Source organism: Sandarakinorhabdus sp. (assembly GCF_987265915.1).
The window spans coordinates 2157549-2171726 of sequence record NZ_OZ503948.1 but is presented as its reverse complement, the minus strand read 5'-3'; the positions used below and the strand labels follow the sequence as shown (position 1 = coordinate 2171726).

The following is a 14178-nucleotide window of genomic DNA, read 5'->3' as shown; positions in this document are numbered from 1 at the left end:
CCGCCTATGTTGAACATGTTCAACGGAGGCGATGATGCTGGGCGTGCGGCTTGATGCGGAGATGGATAGCCGATTGACGGCGCTGGCCCTGCGGCAGCGGCGCAGCAAGAGCGATGTCGCGCGCGAAGCCTTGGTGACCTACCTCAGGCGTGAGGATGAGCGCGACGAATTTGTCCGGCAAGTGCAGGCCATCGCCGAGTGGGAATCCCGCAATGTGGACGACACCGACGCATTTCTGGATGCGCTGGTGGCGGAAGCGCTGGACGATCTCGATCATGAAGAGCAAGCCGCGGAACAGCGTCCTGGCAAACCATGCGACGGATTGCCCGGATGAAACGCGGTGATGTGGTGATCGTGGCCGAACGCGGCGCCCTGACCAGCAAGCCGCGCCCGGCGCTGGTGGTGCAAAGCGATGATGCGCCAAGCGATGCGCGCCGGGTGACAGTGGCCATGATTACCACCACCGGCATTGATGCGCCGCTGGTGCGCATTCCAGTGCTGCCGGACGGGAACAATGGGCTGAAGCAACCCAGCCGCATCATGACCGACAGGGTTGCCACCGTCAGCAAAAATAGCGTCGGCGAAATTGTCGGCAGCATTCACCCCGCCACCATGCGCAGTGTCGATGACGCGCTGCGCCGTTGGCTCGCACTTTAGAACAGGGAAGGGCAGAACATGTCGATCACACCTACCGTCAAGGGGATCCTCGCCAATTACGAAAGCGACAATCCCGGCACCAAGGCCAATCTGGCGCGCATCCTGTTGCAGGGCCGGCTGGGCGGCACCGGCAAGCTGGTGATCCTGCCCGTCGATCAGGGCTTTGAACATGGCCCGGCGCGCAGCTTTGCGCCCAATCCGGAAGCCTATGATCCGCATTACCATTATCAGCTGGCCATCGATGCCGGCCTGTCGGCCTATGCCGCGCCGCTGGGCATGCTGGAGGCCGGGGCGGACACATTCGCCGGGCAGATCCCGACCATCCTGAAGGTGAACAGCAGCAACAGCTGGGCCACCGGCATCAATCAGGCTGTCACCGGCGGTGTCGATGATGCGCTGCGGCTGGGCTGCTCGGCCATCGGCTTCACCATCTATCCGGGCGCCGATGATGTGTTCGACATGATGGAGGAATTCCGCGAACTGGCCGCCGAAGCCAAGTCGGTCGGCCTGGCCACCGTGTTGTGGAGCTATCCGCGTGGCGGCATGCTGACCAAGGACGGTGAGTTGGCGCTGGATGTGGGTGCCTATGCCGCGCACATGGCGGCGCTGCTGGGGGCGCACATCATCAAGGTGAAGCTGCCCACCGCGCATATCGAGCAGAAGGATGCGAAGAAGGCCTATGAGGGCCATGATTTCAGCGCGCTGTCGTCGCGCGTGTCGCATGTGGTGAAATCCTGCCTGAACGGCCGCCGCCTGGTGGTGTTCTCCGGCGGCGCGACCAAGGGTGCGGACGCGGTGTATGAAGACGCGCTGGCCATCCGCGACGGCGGCGGCAACGGCAGCATCATCGGCCGCAACACCTTCCAGCGCCCGCGCGCCGAGGCACTGGCGATGCTCGACAAGATCGTGGACATCTATCTGGGCAAGGTGTGAGCTTGCAAGTCATGGGCCCGTGTTCCCCGCGGGCCCCGTCATGCTGGCGCAGGCCAGCATCCGCCGAGCAGCGGGGCCCCAGCGGCGAAATGGATGCTGGCCTGCGCCAGCATGACTGGTTGTTTGGTGGACAGGCCGTTCATCAACCGCCCAACGGGAAGCCTTGAATGACGGATGACCTCATCCCTTTGCCCGAAGACTTTGCCGACCGGTTCGATCGCGAGCGGCGGCCGGCGTGCCAACTCTATGTGGTCTCGCCGCCGCGAATCGAAATTCCGGCGTTTGGCGAGGCCCTGAAGGCGGCGTTGGGCGCTGGTCCCGTGGCGGCGTTCCAGTTGCGGTTGAAGGACGTCGGCGACGAGGAGATCCTGCGCGCTTCTGAGGCGTTGCTGCCGATTTGCCAGACCGCGGACGTGGCCTTCCTCCTGAATGATCGCGCCGATCTGGCCAAGCAGGCCGGGGCGGATGGCGTGCATCTGGGGCAGGGCGATGGCAGCATCGCCGATGCGCGCGCGCTGCTCGGCCGCGAGGCGCAGATCGGGCGCACCTGCCACGACAGCCGCCACCTCGCCATGGAAGCCGGCGAGGACGGCGCCGATTATGTGGCGTTCGGGGCGTTTTACGACACCACCACCAAGCCCAGCCATTACCGGCCACACCCGGAAATCCTCGGTTGGTGGACCACGCTGTCGCAGCTGCCATGCGTCGCCATCGGCGGGATCTTCCCGCACAATGCGGCGCCGCTGGTGGCAGCCGGGGCCGATTTCATCGCTGTGGTGCGGGCGGTGTGGGATCATGAAGGCGGGCCGGGTGCGGGCGTGGCGGCGTTTGGGGACGTGCTGGGCTGGTAGGTTTTCCCACCCCCAGCCCCTCCCGCAAGCGGGAGGGGAGTCGTTAGCGCTTGCCTCTTCTGCTCCCCTACCGCAGCCAAGAGGGGTTGGGGGTGGGTCTTTTCTTGCCCCCACCCACTCCATCCGCTAAGTCGCAGCCCGCTCTTTCCACCGCTGTTCCCTAATCGCGCGCCCACCGGGCCGAAGGATATCCCATGGTTGCCCATTCATCGCTGATCACCGTCATGGAAAAGGCTGCGCGCAAGGCGGCGCCGAAGTTGCGGCGGGATTTCGGTGAGGTCGATGCCTTGCAGGTCAGCCGCAAGGGGCCGGCGGATTTCGTGTCCAACGCCGATCGCGCCGCCGAGGAAGCGGTGGTGGAAATCCTGCGCCATGCCCGGCCAGATTGGGGGCTGTTGCTGGAAGAAGGCGGGACAATCGTTGGCGAGGATGAACGCTGCCGCTGGATTGTCGATCCGTTGGATGGCACCAGCAATTTCCTGCACGGCATCCCGCATTTTGCCATCAGTATCGCCGCCGAAATTGATGGCGAGGTGACCGCCGGCCTGGTGCACCAGCCGCTGACCGGTGAAAGTTTTTGGGCCGAAAAGGGCCGCGGCGCCTGGCTCAGCGATCGGCGGCTGCGCGTGTCGGGCCGGCGCGAGATGAACGATTGCCTGATCGCCACCGGCATTCCCTATCAGGGCCATGGCAACCGCGCGCAATTTTCCAACATTCTGAACGCGGTGATCCCGGAAGTCGCCGGCGTTCGCCGCTTTGGCGCGGCGGCGCTCGATCTGGCATGGGTTGCAGCGGGGCGCTTCGATGGCTTCTGGGAAACCGGCCTGTCGCACTGGGATATCGCGGCGGGCATGCTGCTGGTGCGGGAAGCCGGCGGATTCGTCAGTGATTTCCGCGGGGGACAGGACATGGTCAGCCGCGCGGAGATCGTCGTGGGGAATGCCAATATCCAATCGAAGCTGCACAAATTGGTCGCCGGCGCGTTGCGCTGAGCTGCTGCCACATCTTTAATCCTCCCAAAATGTTGCGGTGCGGGATTTGTGCGGGTTGCGGGGGCCGGGCAGGGCGGCTAACACCCACGCACTGCAACAGATAGGGTATCGGCCATGTCGGCCATTGCGTCACAATATCTGCCCGTGCTGCTGTTCTTCGTGGTTGGCATCGCCTTCGCGTTGATCTTTGTCAGTGCGCCCATCGCCGTTTCGGCGCTGATCGGCACGGCCAAGCCGGAAGCGGTGAAATTGTCGGAGTATGAAAGCGGCTTTCCGGCCTTTTCCGACGCGCGCACCAAGTTCGATGTGCAATTTTACCTCGTCGCCATCCTGTTCATCGTCTTCGATCTGGAGGCGGCCTTCCTGTTTCCCTGGGCGGTCAGTCTGCATTGGGGCGGCGAATCGGCCTGGTGGGCGATGATGGAATTTCTGGGCGAACTGGCCATCGGTCTGGTCTACGCCTGGAAGGTGGGAGCCCTGGAGTGGGAATGACCGAAAACAAGGAATTGCTTGTGCCGGGCGGCAGCGCCGTAACGCTGCTCAACAACGGCGGCGCGATTGCCTTGCCCGAAGGCAACCGCGATGCGTTCCTGGGCGATGTGTCGGCCGAAGTTGCCGAAAAGGGCTTTTTGCTCACCTCCACCGAAGATCTGTTCCACTGGGCGCGCACCGGTTCGATGTGGTGGATGACGTTCGGTCTCGCATGCTGCGCGGTCGAGATGATGCACACCAACATGCCGCGTTATGATCTGGAACGCTTCGGTGTCGCGCCGCGCGCCTCGCCACGTCAGTCGGACGTGATGATCGTCGCAGGCACATTGTGCAACAAGATGGCCCCGGCGCTGCGCCGGGTGTATGATCAGATGGCCGAGCCGCGCTATGTGATTTCCATGGGCAGCTGCGCCAATGGCGGCGGCTATTATCATTATAGTTACTCGGTGGTGCGCGGCTGTGATCGCATCGTGCCGGTCGATATCTATGTTCCGGGCTGCCCGCCGACCGCTGAGGCGCTGCTCTATGGCATTCTCGCCCTGCAGCGGAAGATCCGCCGCGTCGGCGTGTTCGAGCGTTGAGCGATGGGATTTGTTGCTCCTGAATTGGGCCGGCACAGCTGGCCGGTGATGGCCAGCCACGATGGGCTGACGGCGCGACTCGGCGAATTGCTGGGCCCGGCGCTGGTGACTTGCGAAACCCACGTTGGCGAAACGACCGTGGTGGTGCAACGCGATGCGTTGGTGGACGCGGTCAAGGCGCTGCGTGACGCGCCCGATCTGAAGCTGAACCAGTTGATCGATATCTGCGCCGCCGATTATCCGGATCGCGTCGAACGCTTCGAGGTGGTGGTGCATCTGCTGTCGATGGCGCACAATTTGCGGCTGCGGGTGAAGTGCAGCACCGATGGTACGGCGCCCGTGCCGACGCTGACCGGCCTGTTTCCCAACGCCGGCTGGTATGAACGCGAGACCTGGGACTGTTATGGCGTGATGTTCGCCGGCAACCCCGATATGCGGCGCATCCTCACCGACTATGGGTTCGAGGGCCATCCGTTCCGCAAGGATTTCCCGCTGACCGGCCATGTCGAGCTGCGCTGGTCGGAAGAGCATAAGCGCGTGGTGTATGAACCGGTGCGGCTGGCACAGGATTTCCGCAGCTTTGATTTTCTCTCCCCCTGGGAGGGCACGGATTATGTGCTGCCGGGCGACGAGAAGGCGATCAAGCCATGACCAGTTTGGGCAATGCCGGCGCCGCCTGGACGGCGCAGGACACAATTGATGTGCTGCCTGCGAAGGATGGCAACGACATCCAGAATTACATGATCAATTTCGGCCCGCAGCACCCGGCGGCACACGGCGTGCTGCGGCTGGTGATGGAGCTGGATGGCGAGATCATCGAACGCTGCGATCCCCATATCGGCCTGCTGCATCGCGGCACCGAGAAACTGATCGAATACAAGACCTATCTGCAGGCGCTGCCCTATATGGACCGCCTCGATTATGTCTCGCCGATGTGCATGGAGCACAGCTATGTGCTGGCCATCGAGAAATTGGCTGGCATCGAGGTGCCGATGCGCGCCAAATATCTGCGCACGATGTTTGCCGAAATCACGCGCATTCTCAATCACATCCTGAACACCACCACCCATGCGATGGACGTGGGCGCGATGACGCCGATCCTGTGGCTGTTCGAGGAACGCGAGAAACTGATGCAGTTCTATGAGCGGGTATCAGGCGCGCGTTTCCATGCGGCCTGGTTCCGCCCCGGCGGCGTGCACCAGGATCTTCCCGATGGGTTGGTGCAGGATGTTTCCGATTGGTGCGACGGTTTCTTCAAGGTGCTGGACGAGATGCAGGGCCTGGTGGCCGACAACCGCATCTTCAAGCAGCGCAATGTCGATATCGGGGTGATTTCCAAGGAAGACGCGATTGCCTGGGGCTTCACCGGCCCGTGCATCCGCGCCAGCGGCGTTGCCTGGGATTTGCGCAAGAGCCAGCCCTATGATGCCTATCATCTGGTCGATTTCGACGTGCCGGTCTCTACCGATGGCGATTGCTATGCGCGCTTCATGGTGCGGATGCAGGAAATGCGCGAAAGCGTGAAGATCATCCGGCAATGCCTGCGCGATCTGCCGGCCGGCGCCCATATCACCAGCAACCGCAAGGTGGCGCCGCCATCGCGGGGTGAAATGAAGCGGTCGATGGAAGCCTTGATCCATCATTTCAAGCTCTACACCGAAGGTCTGCACGTGCCGGCCGGCGATGCCTATGTCGCCACCGAAAGCCCCAAGGGCGAATTCGGCATTTACATGGTCGCCGATGGCACCAACAAGCCGTGGCGCTGCCATGTGCGGGCGACCGGCATGGCGCATCTGCAGGCCATGGATTTCCTGTGCAAAGGGCATATGCTTGCCGATGCGCCGGCGATCCTGGGCTCGCTGGACATCGTGTTTGGAGAGGTGGATCGATGAGCATGTCACAATATCCCAAGACGCTGGCGCTAGTGGGCGCGGCGGTGATCGCCGGGGCCGGCTTTGCCGCGGCGCAAATCTGGGGCGAAGGCGCCGGCATGCCGATCGTCGCCGGGGCGAGCATGGTGTGGGTGGCATGGTTCGTGAACTGGCAGGCCAGGGCGTGGCGACCGTGAGCAAGCTGGCCATCGCGACCGCCATGATCGCGCATTACAACGCGCAGGATGCGGACGCCTATGTGGCGCTGATGACCGATGATGCGGTGGAGGCCGGCTATCGCGGCGCCGTGCTGCGCGATGGGAAAGAGGGTGTGCGTTCAGGGCTGAAGGCGATGTTTGCCCAGTTCCCCGAAAACCGCGCCGAAATCATCACGGGGTATGAACTGGGGGCGTTCGCGGTGCTGCACGAGAAGGTGTGGCGCACGTCAGCCGGTGAGCCATTTGAAGTGATGAGTGTTTACAGTTTCGAAGGCGACCTGTGCAGCCGTGTGGAGTTCATCCGGTGAGCGCGCCGTTGGCGATCATTGACACGATCGACGTTGTTGCGGGGATATGGATCCATGGGAAATCCTGAAATCGCCGAGGCGTTGATTGCGCATTACAACGCGCATGATGCGGATGCCTATGCGGCATTGCTGACCGATAGCGCCGTCGAGGCAAATTATCCTGGCCAGGAAATGCGCAAGGGCCGTGAGGCTGTGCGGCAATATCTGTCGCAACTCTTTGCCCAATGGCCGCAAACGCGCATCGAGATCACGCACAAGGAATGGCTGGCAGATTGGATTCCTGGGTGTGTCGTGCTGAGCGAGAACGTCTGGATGAATTCGGGATCATACCGGTTGCGGGTCAGCATCTTCAGCTTCGAAGCGGGCTTGTGCAGCCGTGTGGAGTATATCGGGTGAGTGATTTTGGCTGGACGCCAGACAATGCTGTTGAGGCGGCGCGGCTGATCGCGCTCTATCCACAAGGCCGGCAGGCCAGTGCGGTCATGCCCTTGTTGTGGCTGGCGCAATATCAGGTGCGCGAGACCACGGGCATTGCCTGGCTGCCGGTGCCGGTGATCGAATTTGTGGCGCGTCAGGTGGGCCTGCCCTATATCCGCGTCTATGAAGTCGCCAGTTTCTACACGATGTACAATCTGAAGCCCGTCGGCCGTTTCCATGTGCAGGTGTGCGGCACCACGCCGTGCATGCTGCGCGGCAGCGATGATCTGATCCGCGCCTGCAAGGACATGGGGATGGCCAAGGGCGCCACCACGCCCGATGGCCTGTTCACGCTGACCGAAGTCGAGTGCCTGGGCGCCTGCGCCAATGCGCCGATGGTGCAGATCAACGATCATAATTATGAAGACCTGAGCTATGATGCGATGCGCGGCCTGCTGGAGGCGCTGGCGCGCGGCGAAACGCCGACGCCGGGCAGCCAGATCGGCCGCACTGCATCCTGCCCTGAAGGTGGCCCGACGAGCTTGAGGGAGATGGTGTGATGCTGGCCGAAAAGGATCGCATTTTCACCAATCTCTATGGCTTCCAGCCGTGGAACCTTGCGGCGGCACGCACGCGCGGGGATTGGGCGGACACCAAGGATCTGATGAGCGTCGGCCCCGATGGGTTGATCGATGCCATCAAGGCCAGCGGCCTGCGCGGGCGGGGCGGCGCCGGCTTCCCGACGGGCTTGAAGTGGAGCTTCATGCCCAAGACACCGAACGCCGATCGGCCGTCGTACCTGGTGGTGAATGCTGACGAAAGCGAGCCCGGCAGTTGCAAGGATCGCGAGATCATCCGCCATGATCCGCACAAGTTGATCGAAGGCGCGCTGATCGCCGGCTTCGCCATGCGCGCCAGCGCTGCTTTCATCTATATCCGCGGCGAATATATTGCCGAGGCCAAGGTGCTGATGGCGGCCGTGCAGGAGGCCTATGCCGCCGGCCTGATCGGCAAGAACGCCTGCGGCACCGGCTATGATTTCGATGTGATCGTGCACCGCGGCGCTGGCGCGTACATCTGCGGCGAAGAAACCGCGATGATCGAAAGCCTGGAAGGCAAGAAGGGCCAGCCGCGTCTGAAGCCGCCGTTCCCGGCCGGCGCCGGCCTCTATGGTAACCCGACGACGGTGAACAATGTGGAATCCATCGCGGTGGTGCCGACCATCTTGCGGCGCGGGCCATCATGGTTCGCTGGCATCGGCCGCCCGAAGAACGAAGGCACCAAGCTGTTCCAGATCAGCGGCCATGTGAACAAGCCCTGCGTGGTGGAAGAGGCGATGGGCCTGCCGTTCCGCGAGCTGATCGACACGCATTGCGGCGGCATCCGCGGCGGGTGGGATAATCTGTTGGCCGTCATCCCCGGCGGATCATCGGTGCCATTGGTGCCGGCGCACCAGATCATCGAGGCGCCGATGGATTTCGACGGTCTGCGCGACCTGAAATCCGGCCTGGGCACTGCCGCGGTGATCGTGATGGACAAGAGCACCGATATCGTGCGCGCCATTGCCCGGCTGAGCTATTTCTACAAGCACGAAAGCTGCGGCCAGTGCACGCCGTGCCGCGAAGGCACCGGCTGGATGTGGCGGGTGATGGAACGGCTGGTGACGGGTGATGCCGAACCGCACGAGATCGACATGCTGCTGGATGTGACCCTGCAGGTGGAAGGCCACACCATCTGTGCGCTGGGCGATGCGGCGGCCTGGCCGATCCAGGGGCTGATCCGGCATTTCCGCCCGGAGATTGAAGCGCGGATCGCGAAGCGCAAGGGATTTGTGCAGGTGCCGCAGGCCATCGCGGCGGAGTAGGCCTCAGGGCTCGGTCGCTCTGATGCGATAAGCAGTTTCGGCCAGCAGGCCGACCAAGATATTCTTGCTGATTGTCAGCTTCTGGCCATCAGGCACGCAACCGGAAACTGCCGGCGTAATGTTGGCAAAGGCGGCGTCTTCTTTCTTCTCGCCGGCTTTGGCCAACAACAACGCATGCACAGCGGCTGGTTTGGCAAGTGCAATGCAGGTCGCAAATTTGCGCATGACAATATAGACGTTGGTGTCAGCAGGGGCTGCGTTGGCCGTCGCCACATCGGCTGCCCAATCGGGCTGCGTAAATACCGTCTGTGTGCCAGTATTGGCACGCGGCGGATCGCGGCGATCGCGCGCATAGAGTATCTTGAAAACAGCGCCTCGCAGCAGGGCAGGCTCAAGTTTCAGCGACACATATCCCTCGAAGGCAGGAGACAGGCATGCATCCAGGTTCAAGTCTTTCGACCAATTTGCGCTGTCTGGACCAATTGAAGGCGCCGCCAGTATTTTTTCCACGTCACGCCGGCGGCTGATCACCAAACATTTTGCAAATTCCTCCAAAACTTGCCGCGAATAGAGGCGTGGGTCCACACCGCGCGGCCTTTCCTCTACTACAGCCGCGGGGCTGATGATGCGCGATCCTTTCGGCACCTCTTGTCCGAACGCAGCTATCGCGAACGCCAAAGCGACGCAGAAGAGTCCCACCTTGGCCATGCGCACCCGGAACGCCAGGTCACGCGGACGAAAACCAGCCGTGCTGATCTGGTCAAGGTTTGTCATGGATTTGAAGAAGCCTTGCGATAGGCCACTTCGGCCAACGCCCCCGCCAGCGCGGGGCGCGGCAGTTCCAGCGTCAGGCCTTCGGGCAGGCAGTTGCCGATCACCGGGGCCAGCGCGGCAAAGGCCGCCTTGTGCGGATCGGAGCCATAGTCCGCCATCACCAGCTCGTGCGCAGGCGCCGGCGCAGCGGCCAGCGCACATTCGGCGACCTTCTGGATGATGACGAACCGCCGCGCCATGTCATTATCCATCCCGACGGTGATCGGGGTCCAGTCGATCGGGCTGGCAGCATAGCCGGGCTGCCTGGTGCGGTGGCGCTGGCGGTAACGAGCCTTGTACACGGCGCCGCGCACATGTTCGAAATTGAACTGCACGCGCATGCCATTGCTGACGCGCGACAATTGCATGCAGCCGAAAATGCCTTCCTCGTTCTGGGCGCGCTCGACGGTGATCGGGCGGGGGTAGGGGCCGGCATAGACATCTGCCAGCCGCGCCCGCATGCCGACCAGGCATTGGCCGAATTGGTCCATGATCCGCATCGAATCGGTCACGGTCACCTTGCTGGGATCGGACGGCAGCCGCGCCGCCATCCGATCCATCCTGTCGCCGGGTGAGGCGGGTTGCGCCCGCAGCGGCGCTGCGAGCGCCAACAATGTGAAGATAAGGGCCGTCGCGGTGTGTCTCGCCATGAAACCTCCATTCGACCCTGGCCAAAACTTATGGTGAAGCGCCGTCGCTGGCAATCCCTTTGCGCTGGCATCTTGCCGCACTTTCGCCTAATCCGGTCATACGTTTGCAACACAGTTTGTCGGGCCAATAAAAGCCAATGGAAACAACCACTCCGCCCCCCACCGGCGCTCCCGATATCCAGCCGATCTCCATCGTTGCGGAGATGCGGACGAGCTTTCTTGATTATGCCATGTCGGTCATCGTCGCGCGCGCCTTGCCGGATGTGCGCGATGGCCTGAAACCCGTGCACCGCCGCATCCTGTGGGGCAGTTACGAAAACGGCTTCACGCCCGGCAAACCCTATCGCAAATCGGCGCGCATTGTCGGTGACGTGATGGGTAAGTACCACCCGCACGGCGACAGCGCGATTTATGAAGCGTTGGTGCGCATGGCCCAGGATTGGTCGATGCGGCTGCCGCTGATCGACGGGCAGGGCAATTTCGGATCGATGGACCCGGATGCCGCCGCCGCCATGCGCTACACCGAAGCGCGGCTGGCCAAATCTGCCGAAGCACTGCTGACTGATATCGAGAAGGATACGGTCGATTTCATCCCCAACTATGACGGCTCGGAATCCGAACCGTCGGTGCTGCCGGCGCGCTTTCCGAACCTGCTGGTCAATGGCGGCAGCGGCATCGCCGTCGGCATGGCGACCAATATCCCGCCACACAATCTGAACGAAGTCATTGATGCGGTGCGCGCCTATCTCGATGATCCCTTGATCAGCGTCGAAGGCCTGATGGCGCATGTGCCGGCGCCGGATTTCCCCACTGGCGGCCTGATATTGGGCACCTCGCAGCTGCGCCAGGCCTATGAAACCGGGCGCGGCAGCATCCGCGTGCGCTCGCGCCATGTCGTCGAGGAAAGCCGCGGCGACAAGCGCGCCATCATCCTGACCGAAATTCCGTTCCAGCAGGGCAAGAACGCGCTGGTGGAAAAGATCGCCGAGGCGGTGAAGGACAAGCGCATAGAAGGCGTTTCGGACCTGCGCGATGAAAGCAATCGCGAAGGCGTGCGCATCGTGATGGAGCTGAAGCGCGACGCGACGGTGGAGGTGGTGCTCAACCAGTTGTGGCGCTTCACGCCGGCGCAACAGAGCTTTGCCATCAACATGCTGGCCATCCGTGGCGGCCGCCCGGAATTGCTGGGCCTTAAGGATATCATCGCGGCGTTCGTGGATTTCCGCGAAGTGGTCATCACCCGGCGTTCGAAGCATGATCTGGCCAAGGCGCGCGACCGGGCGCATCTGTTGATCGGTCTGGTCATTGCGGTGGCCAATCTTGATGAAGTCGTGCGCATCATCCGCGGCTCCGCCAGCCCGGCCGACGCGCGCGAAGCCTTGATGGCGCGTGATTGGGATGCCGCCGATATCCGCCCCTATCTGGCGCTGGTGGAGGCCGGCACCGTCGATGTCGATGCGCCGACCATCCGCCTGACCGAATTGCAGGTGCGCGCCATTCTCGATCTGCGGTTGCAGAAACTCACCGCGTTGGGCCGCGACGAGATCGGCAGCGAGTTGCAGGAACTGGCCGCGGTGATTGCCGATCTGCTCGATATCCTCACCGATCGTGCCCGGCTGCGCAGCGTGCTGCGCGCCGAACTCGACGACGTTTCCAATGATTTCCAATCGAAGCGCCGCACCGAAATCGTGATGGCCGGCGATGATATCGACGACGAGGATCTGATCGAGCGCGAGGAAATGGTGGTCACCGTCACCATGTCGGGCTGGATCAAGCGCGTGGCGCTGGCCGAATATCGTGCGCAAGGGCGCGGCGGCAAGGGCCGCAACGCCATGTCCACCAAGGATGAGGATGCGGTGACTGCCCTGTTCGTCACCTCCACCCACAATCCGGTGCTGTTTTTCAGTTCCGCCGGCAAAGTCTATCGCCTGAAGGTCTGGCGCCTGCCGCAGGGCAGCCCCCAGGCCAAGGGCCGCCCGCTGAACAATCTGCTGCCGCTCGCTGCCGGCGAGACGATCACCACCGTGCTGCCGCTGCCGGAGGACGAGACCGAGTGGGGCAAGTTGCACGTGATGTTCGCCACCGCCAATGGCAGCGTGCGCCGCAACGCCATGGATGCCTTCACCAACGTGCCGACGGCGGGCAAGCTGGCCATCCGTTTTGAAGAGGGCGATGATGATCGCCTGATCGGTGTGGCGCTGTGCGATGTGGCCGACGATGTGTTCCTGGCCGCCAAGAGCGGCAAGGCGATCCGCTTTGCCGTCGATGATGTGCGCGAATTCGTGTCGCGCACCTCAACCGGTGTGCGCGGCATGACATTGGGCGCCGGCGACGAGGTTGTGTCGATGGCGGTGCTGAAGGGCTTTGAAGCCAGCACGGAGGAGCGCGAGGATTATCTGAAGGCCGCGGCGTGGAAGAGCGAACCGAACGAGCGCGTGCTTTCGGAACTGCGCATGGGCCAGTTTGCGGCGGCCGAACAGTTCATCCTGACCATCACCGCCAATGGTTTCGGCAAGCGCAGCAGTGCCTATGAATATCGCCAATCCGGCCGCGGCGGGCAGGGCATCCGCAACATCGCCGAAAGCGACCGCAACGGCGATGTGGTGGCCAGCTTCACCGCGCATGATGATGATGATGTGCTGCTGGTGACCGATCAGGCCAAGCTGATCCGCATTCGCGCGGCGGAGATTCGCATCATGGGCCGCGCCGCGCAGGGGGTGACCCTGTTCAAGGTGGCCGATGATGAGCATGTCGTGTCGGCGGCGTTGATTCCGCCGGATGGTGAGGATGCGGTAGTGGCCGATCAGGCCTGATCCGGATGTGCCGCGCGGCCGAGCAGGCCGCGCGCCACGCCCAGCGTGATCAGCCACTGGCCGCCGAAATAGCTGATCCATACCAGCGCGCCGTCCAGCGCCGGCCCCAGCAGTTGCCTGCCGCCCATACGCAGCACCAGCACCGTATCCGACAGCACGAACAACAGCCCGCCCAGCGCCGCCAGCCGCGGGAAACGGCTGAGCCACAGGCTGGCCGCCATGCCGCACAGCAGCACGGCATAGACCATGGCAAAGCCCACCGGCAGGCCATCGGCGGTGAGCAGCGGCGGCATGGCCAGGCCATAGAGGATCAACAGCGCGGCAATGATCCGATCGGACGGCGCCGTCTGGCGGCGATGCTGCGCGTAGAACAGGATCGCTGCGACATGCCCGGCGGCAAAGCTGGCTCCCCCAGCCATGAACATTCCCGGCAATTCGAGCAGCACATCGCCGGCCGCGCCCAGCACCATCACCAGCGCCAGCTTGCCGGCGCCGCGCACCGGCAATTGCAGCGCCGCCAGCGCCAGCAATGCGGCGCCGCTGCCTTTCAGTGCCACGTCGGCCGCGCCATCGATCAGGGGGGCGAGCAGCAGATAGGCCAGCCCCGCCGCCAGCGCAGCGCCAACCAGCAGCAGAAAGCGCAGTGGCAGGCCGGCAAGCGGCAAGCGGGCAATCATGGAAACCATGGCCTCATAATTGCCGCAACCGGCCGCGCCGG

18 protein-coding genes are annotated in these 14178 nt (G+C 63.2%); 15 read left to right on the top strand and 3 right to left on the bottom strand.

Translation table 11 applies throughout. The annotated features are described in order from the left end of the window. Nucleotides 1-31: 31 nt before the first annotated feature. The 14 genes from AC6UUM_RS10565 to nuoF all read left to right on the top strand — a co-directional run bounded on the left by AC6UUM_RS10565 (nucleotide 32) and on the right by nuoF (nucleotide 9184). Nucleotides 32-334: a CopG family ribbon-helix-helix protein gene (locus AC6UUM_RS10565; protein WP_500802238.1), complete on the top strand. Its 303-nt coding sequence runs from the start codon at nucleotides 32-34 to the stop codon at nucleotides 332-334. Then, on the top strand, nucleotides 331-657 hold the full coding sequence (locus AC6UUM_RS10560; protein ID WP_500802237.1) for a type II toxin-antitoxin system PemK/MazF family toxin: 327 nt from the start codon (nucleotides 331-333) through the stop codon (nucleotides 655-657). The genes AC6UUM_RS10565 and AC6UUM_RS10560 overlap by 4 nt, the downstream gene beginning before the upstream one ends. A gap of 18 nt (nucleotides 658-675) precedes the next feature. Beyond that, nucleotides 676-1590 (top strand): class I fructose-bisphosphate aldolase, encoded by a 915-nt coding sequence (locus tag AC6UUM_RS10555; RefSeq protein ID WP_500802236.1) that lies wholly within the window; start codon nucleotides 676-678, stop codon nucleotides 1588-1590. Between the two features lie 167 nt (nucleotides 1591-1757). Next, entirely contained in the window at nucleotides 1758-2441 is a 684-nt protein-coding gene (gene thiE, locus AC6UUM_RS10550; protein ID WP_500802235.1) for a thiamine phosphate synthase, read from the top strand. Between the two features lie 194 nt (nucleotides 2442-2635). Next, nucleotides 2636-3433: an inositol monophosphatase family protein gene (locus AC6UUM_RS10545; RefSeq protein ID WP_500802234.1), complete on the top strand. Its 798-nt coding sequence runs from the start codon at nucleotides 2636-2638 to the stop codon at nucleotides 3431-3433. Between the two features lie 114 nt (nucleotides 3434-3547). Then, nucleotides 3548-3925, top strand: a complete 378-nt coding sequence (gene ndhC / locus AC6UUM_RS10540; protein WP_353199888.1) for an NADH-quinone oxidoreductase subunit A — start codon at nucleotides 3548-3550, stop codon at nucleotides 3923-3925. Then, a complete protein-coding gene (locus AC6UUM_RS10535; RefSeq protein ID WP_500802233.1) occupies nucleotides 3922-4506 on the top strand; it encodes a NuoB/complex I 20 kDa subunit family protein in 585 nt (194 codons plus the stop codon). The genes ndhC and AC6UUM_RS10535 overlap by 4 nt, the downstream gene beginning before the upstream one ends. Before the next feature lie 48 nt (nucleotides 4507-4554). Beyond that, nucleotides 4555-5157: an NADH-quinone oxidoreductase subunit C gene (locus tag AC6UUM_RS10530; protein ID WP_500802232.1), complete on the top strand. Its 603-nt coding sequence runs from the start codon at nucleotides 4555-4557 to the stop codon at nucleotides 5155-5157. Continuing rightward, entirely contained in the window at nucleotides 5154-6398 is a 1245-nt protein-coding gene (locus tag AC6UUM_RS10525; RefSeq protein WP_500802231.1) for an NADH-quinone oxidoreductase subunit D, read from the top strand. The genes AC6UUM_RS10530 and AC6UUM_RS10525 overlap by 4 nt, the downstream gene beginning before the upstream one ends. A gap of 2 nt (nucleotides 6399-6400) precedes the next feature. Continuing rightward, nucleotides 6401-6574, top strand: coding sequence for a hypothetical protein (locus AC6UUM_RS10520; RefSeq protein WP_500802230.1), 174 nt, complete (start codon nucleotides 6401-6403; stop codon nucleotides 6572-6574). Next, the gene (locus AC6UUM_RS10515) at nucleotides 6535-6903 is read left to right on the top strand and encodes a nuclear transport factor 2 family protein (protein WP_500802229.1); all 369 of its coding nucleotides are present in this window, start codon (nucleotides 6535-6537) and stop codon (nucleotides 6901-6903) included. Before AC6UUM_RS10520 ends, AC6UUM_RS10515 begins: the two co-directional genes overlap by 40 nt. A 54-nt stretch (nucleotides 6904-6957) precedes the next feature. After that, nucleotides 6958-7299, top strand: a complete 342-nt coding sequence (locus tag AC6UUM_RS10510; protein ID WP_500802228.1) for a nuclear transport factor 2 family protein — start codon at nucleotides 6958-6960, stop codon at nucleotides 7297-7299. After that, nucleotides 7296-7880: an NADH-quinone oxidoreductase subunit NuoE gene (gene nuoE / locus AC6UUM_RS10505; RefSeq protein WP_500802227.1), complete on the top strand. Its 585-nt coding sequence runs from the start codon at nucleotides 7296-7298 to the stop codon at nucleotides 7878-7880. Before AC6UUM_RS10510 ends, nuoE begins: the two co-directional genes overlap by 4 nt. Beyond that, nucleotides 7880-9184, top strand: a complete 1305-nt coding sequence (nuoF, locus tag AC6UUM_RS10500) for an NADH-quinone oxidoreductase subunit NuoF (RefSeq protein WP_500802226.1) — start codon at nucleotides 7880-7882, stop codon at nucleotides 9182-9184. The genes nuoE and nuoF overlap by 1 nt, the downstream gene beginning before the upstream one ends. A gap of 3 nt (nucleotides 9185-9187) precedes the next feature. Here the strand turns inward: nuoF and AC6UUM_RS10495 are convergent, their stop codons facing one another. Together AC6UUM_RS10495 and AC6UUM_RS10490 are read right to left on the bottom strand one after the other, a co-directional pair. Beyond that, complete coding sequence (locus AC6UUM_RS10495; protein ID WP_500802225.1) at nucleotides 9188-9958, bottom strand: hypothetical protein; 771 nt, start codon at nucleotides 9956-9958, stop codon at nucleotides 9188-9190. After that, entirely contained in the window at nucleotides 9955-10647 is a 693-nt protein-coding gene (locus AC6UUM_RS10490; protein WP_500802224.1) for a hypothetical protein, read from the bottom strand. Before AC6UUM_RS10490 ends, AC6UUM_RS10495 begins: the two co-directional genes overlap by 4 nt. A gap of 137 nt (nucleotides 10648-10784) precedes the next feature. Here AC6UUM_RS10490 and gyrA point away from each other — a divergent pair, with 137 nt between their 5' ends. Next, nucleotides 10785-13460, top strand: coding sequence for a DNA gyrase subunit A (gyrA, locus tag AC6UUM_RS10485; protein ID WP_500802223.1), 2676 nt, complete (start codon nucleotides 10785-10787; stop codon nucleotides 13458-13460). Here the strand turns inward: gyrA and AC6UUM_RS10480 are convergent. Then, nucleotides 13451-14146, bottom strand: a complete 696-nt coding sequence (locus AC6UUM_RS10480; RefSeq protein WP_500802222.1) for a lysoplasmalogenase family protein — start codon at nucleotides 14144-14146, stop codon at nucleotides 13451-13453. The two genes, gyrA and AC6UUM_RS10480, sit on opposite strands and share 10 nt — an antisense overlap. Between the last annotated feature and the right edge of the window lie 32 nt (nucleotides 14147-14178).

Excerpts from the sequence above, each read along its gene's own strand:
- AC6UUM_RS10565 (WP_500802238.1), top strand. The coding sequence starts at position 32 with ATGATGCTGGGCGTGCGGCTTGATGCGGAGATGGATAGCCGATTGACG.
- AC6UUM_RS10560 (WP_500802237.1), top strand. The coding sequence starts at position 331 with ATGAAACGCGGTGATGTGGTGATCGTGGCCGAACGCGGCGCCCTGACC.
- AC6UUM_RS10555 (WP_500802236.1), top strand. The coding sequence starts at position 676 with ATGTCGATCACACCTACCGTCAAGGGGATCCTCGCCAATTACGAAAGC.
- thiE (WP_500802235.1), top strand. The coding sequence starts at position 1,758 with ATGACGGATGACCTCATCCCTTTGCCCGAAGACTTTGCCGACCGGTTC.
- AC6UUM_RS10545 (WP_500802234.1), top strand. The coding sequence starts at position 2,636 with ATGGTTGCCCATTCATCGCTGATCACCGTCATGGAAAAGGCTGCGCGC.
- ndhC (WP_353199888.1), top strand. The coding sequence starts at position 3,548 with ATGTCGGCCATTGCGTCACAATATCTGCCCGTGCTGCTGTTCTTCGTG.
- AC6UUM_RS10535 (WP_500802233.1), top strand. The coding sequence starts at position 3,922 with ATGACCGAAAACAAGGAATTGCTTGTGCCGGGCGGCAGCGCCGTAACG.
- AC6UUM_RS10530 (WP_500802232.1), top strand. The coding sequence starts at position 4,555 with ATGGCCAGCCACGATGGGCTGACGGCGCGACTCGGCGAATTGCTGGGC.
- AC6UUM_RS10525 (WP_500802231.1), top strand. The coding sequence starts at position 5,154 with ATGACCAGTTTGGGCAATGCCGGCGCCGCCTGGACGGCGCAGGACACA.
- AC6UUM_RS10520 (WP_500802230.1), top strand. The coding sequence starts at position 6,401 with ATGTCACAATATCCCAAGACGCTGGCGCTAGTGGGCGCGGCGGTGATC.
- AC6UUM_RS10515 (WP_500802229.1), top strand. The coding sequence starts at position 6,535 with ATGGTTCGTGAACTGGCAGGCCAGGGCGTGGCGACCGTGAGCAAGCTG.
- AC6UUM_RS10510 (WP_500802228.1), top strand. The coding sequence starts at position 6,958 with ATGGGAAATCCTGAAATCGCCGAGGCGTTGATTGCGCATTACAACGCG.
- nuoF (WP_500802226.1), top strand. The coding sequence starts at position 7,880 with ATGCTGGCCGAAAAGGATCGCATTTTCACCAATCTCTATGGCTTCCAG.
- AC6UUM_RS10495 (WP_500802225.1), bottom strand. The coding sequence starts at position 9,958 with ATGACAAACCTTGACCAGATCAGCACGGCTGGTTTTCGTCCGCGTGAC.
- AC6UUM_RS10490 (WP_500802224.1), bottom strand. The coding sequence starts at position 10,647 with ATGGCGAGACACACCGCGACGGCCCTTATCTTCACATTGTTGGCGCTC.
- gyrA (WP_500802223.1), top strand. The coding sequence starts at position 10,785 with ATGGAAACAACCACTCCGCCCCCCACCGGCGCTCCCGATATCCAGCCG.
- AC6UUM_RS10480 (WP_500802222.1), bottom strand. The coding sequence starts at position 14,146 with ATGGTTTCCATGATTGCCCGCTTGCCGCTTGCCGGCCTGCCACTGCGC.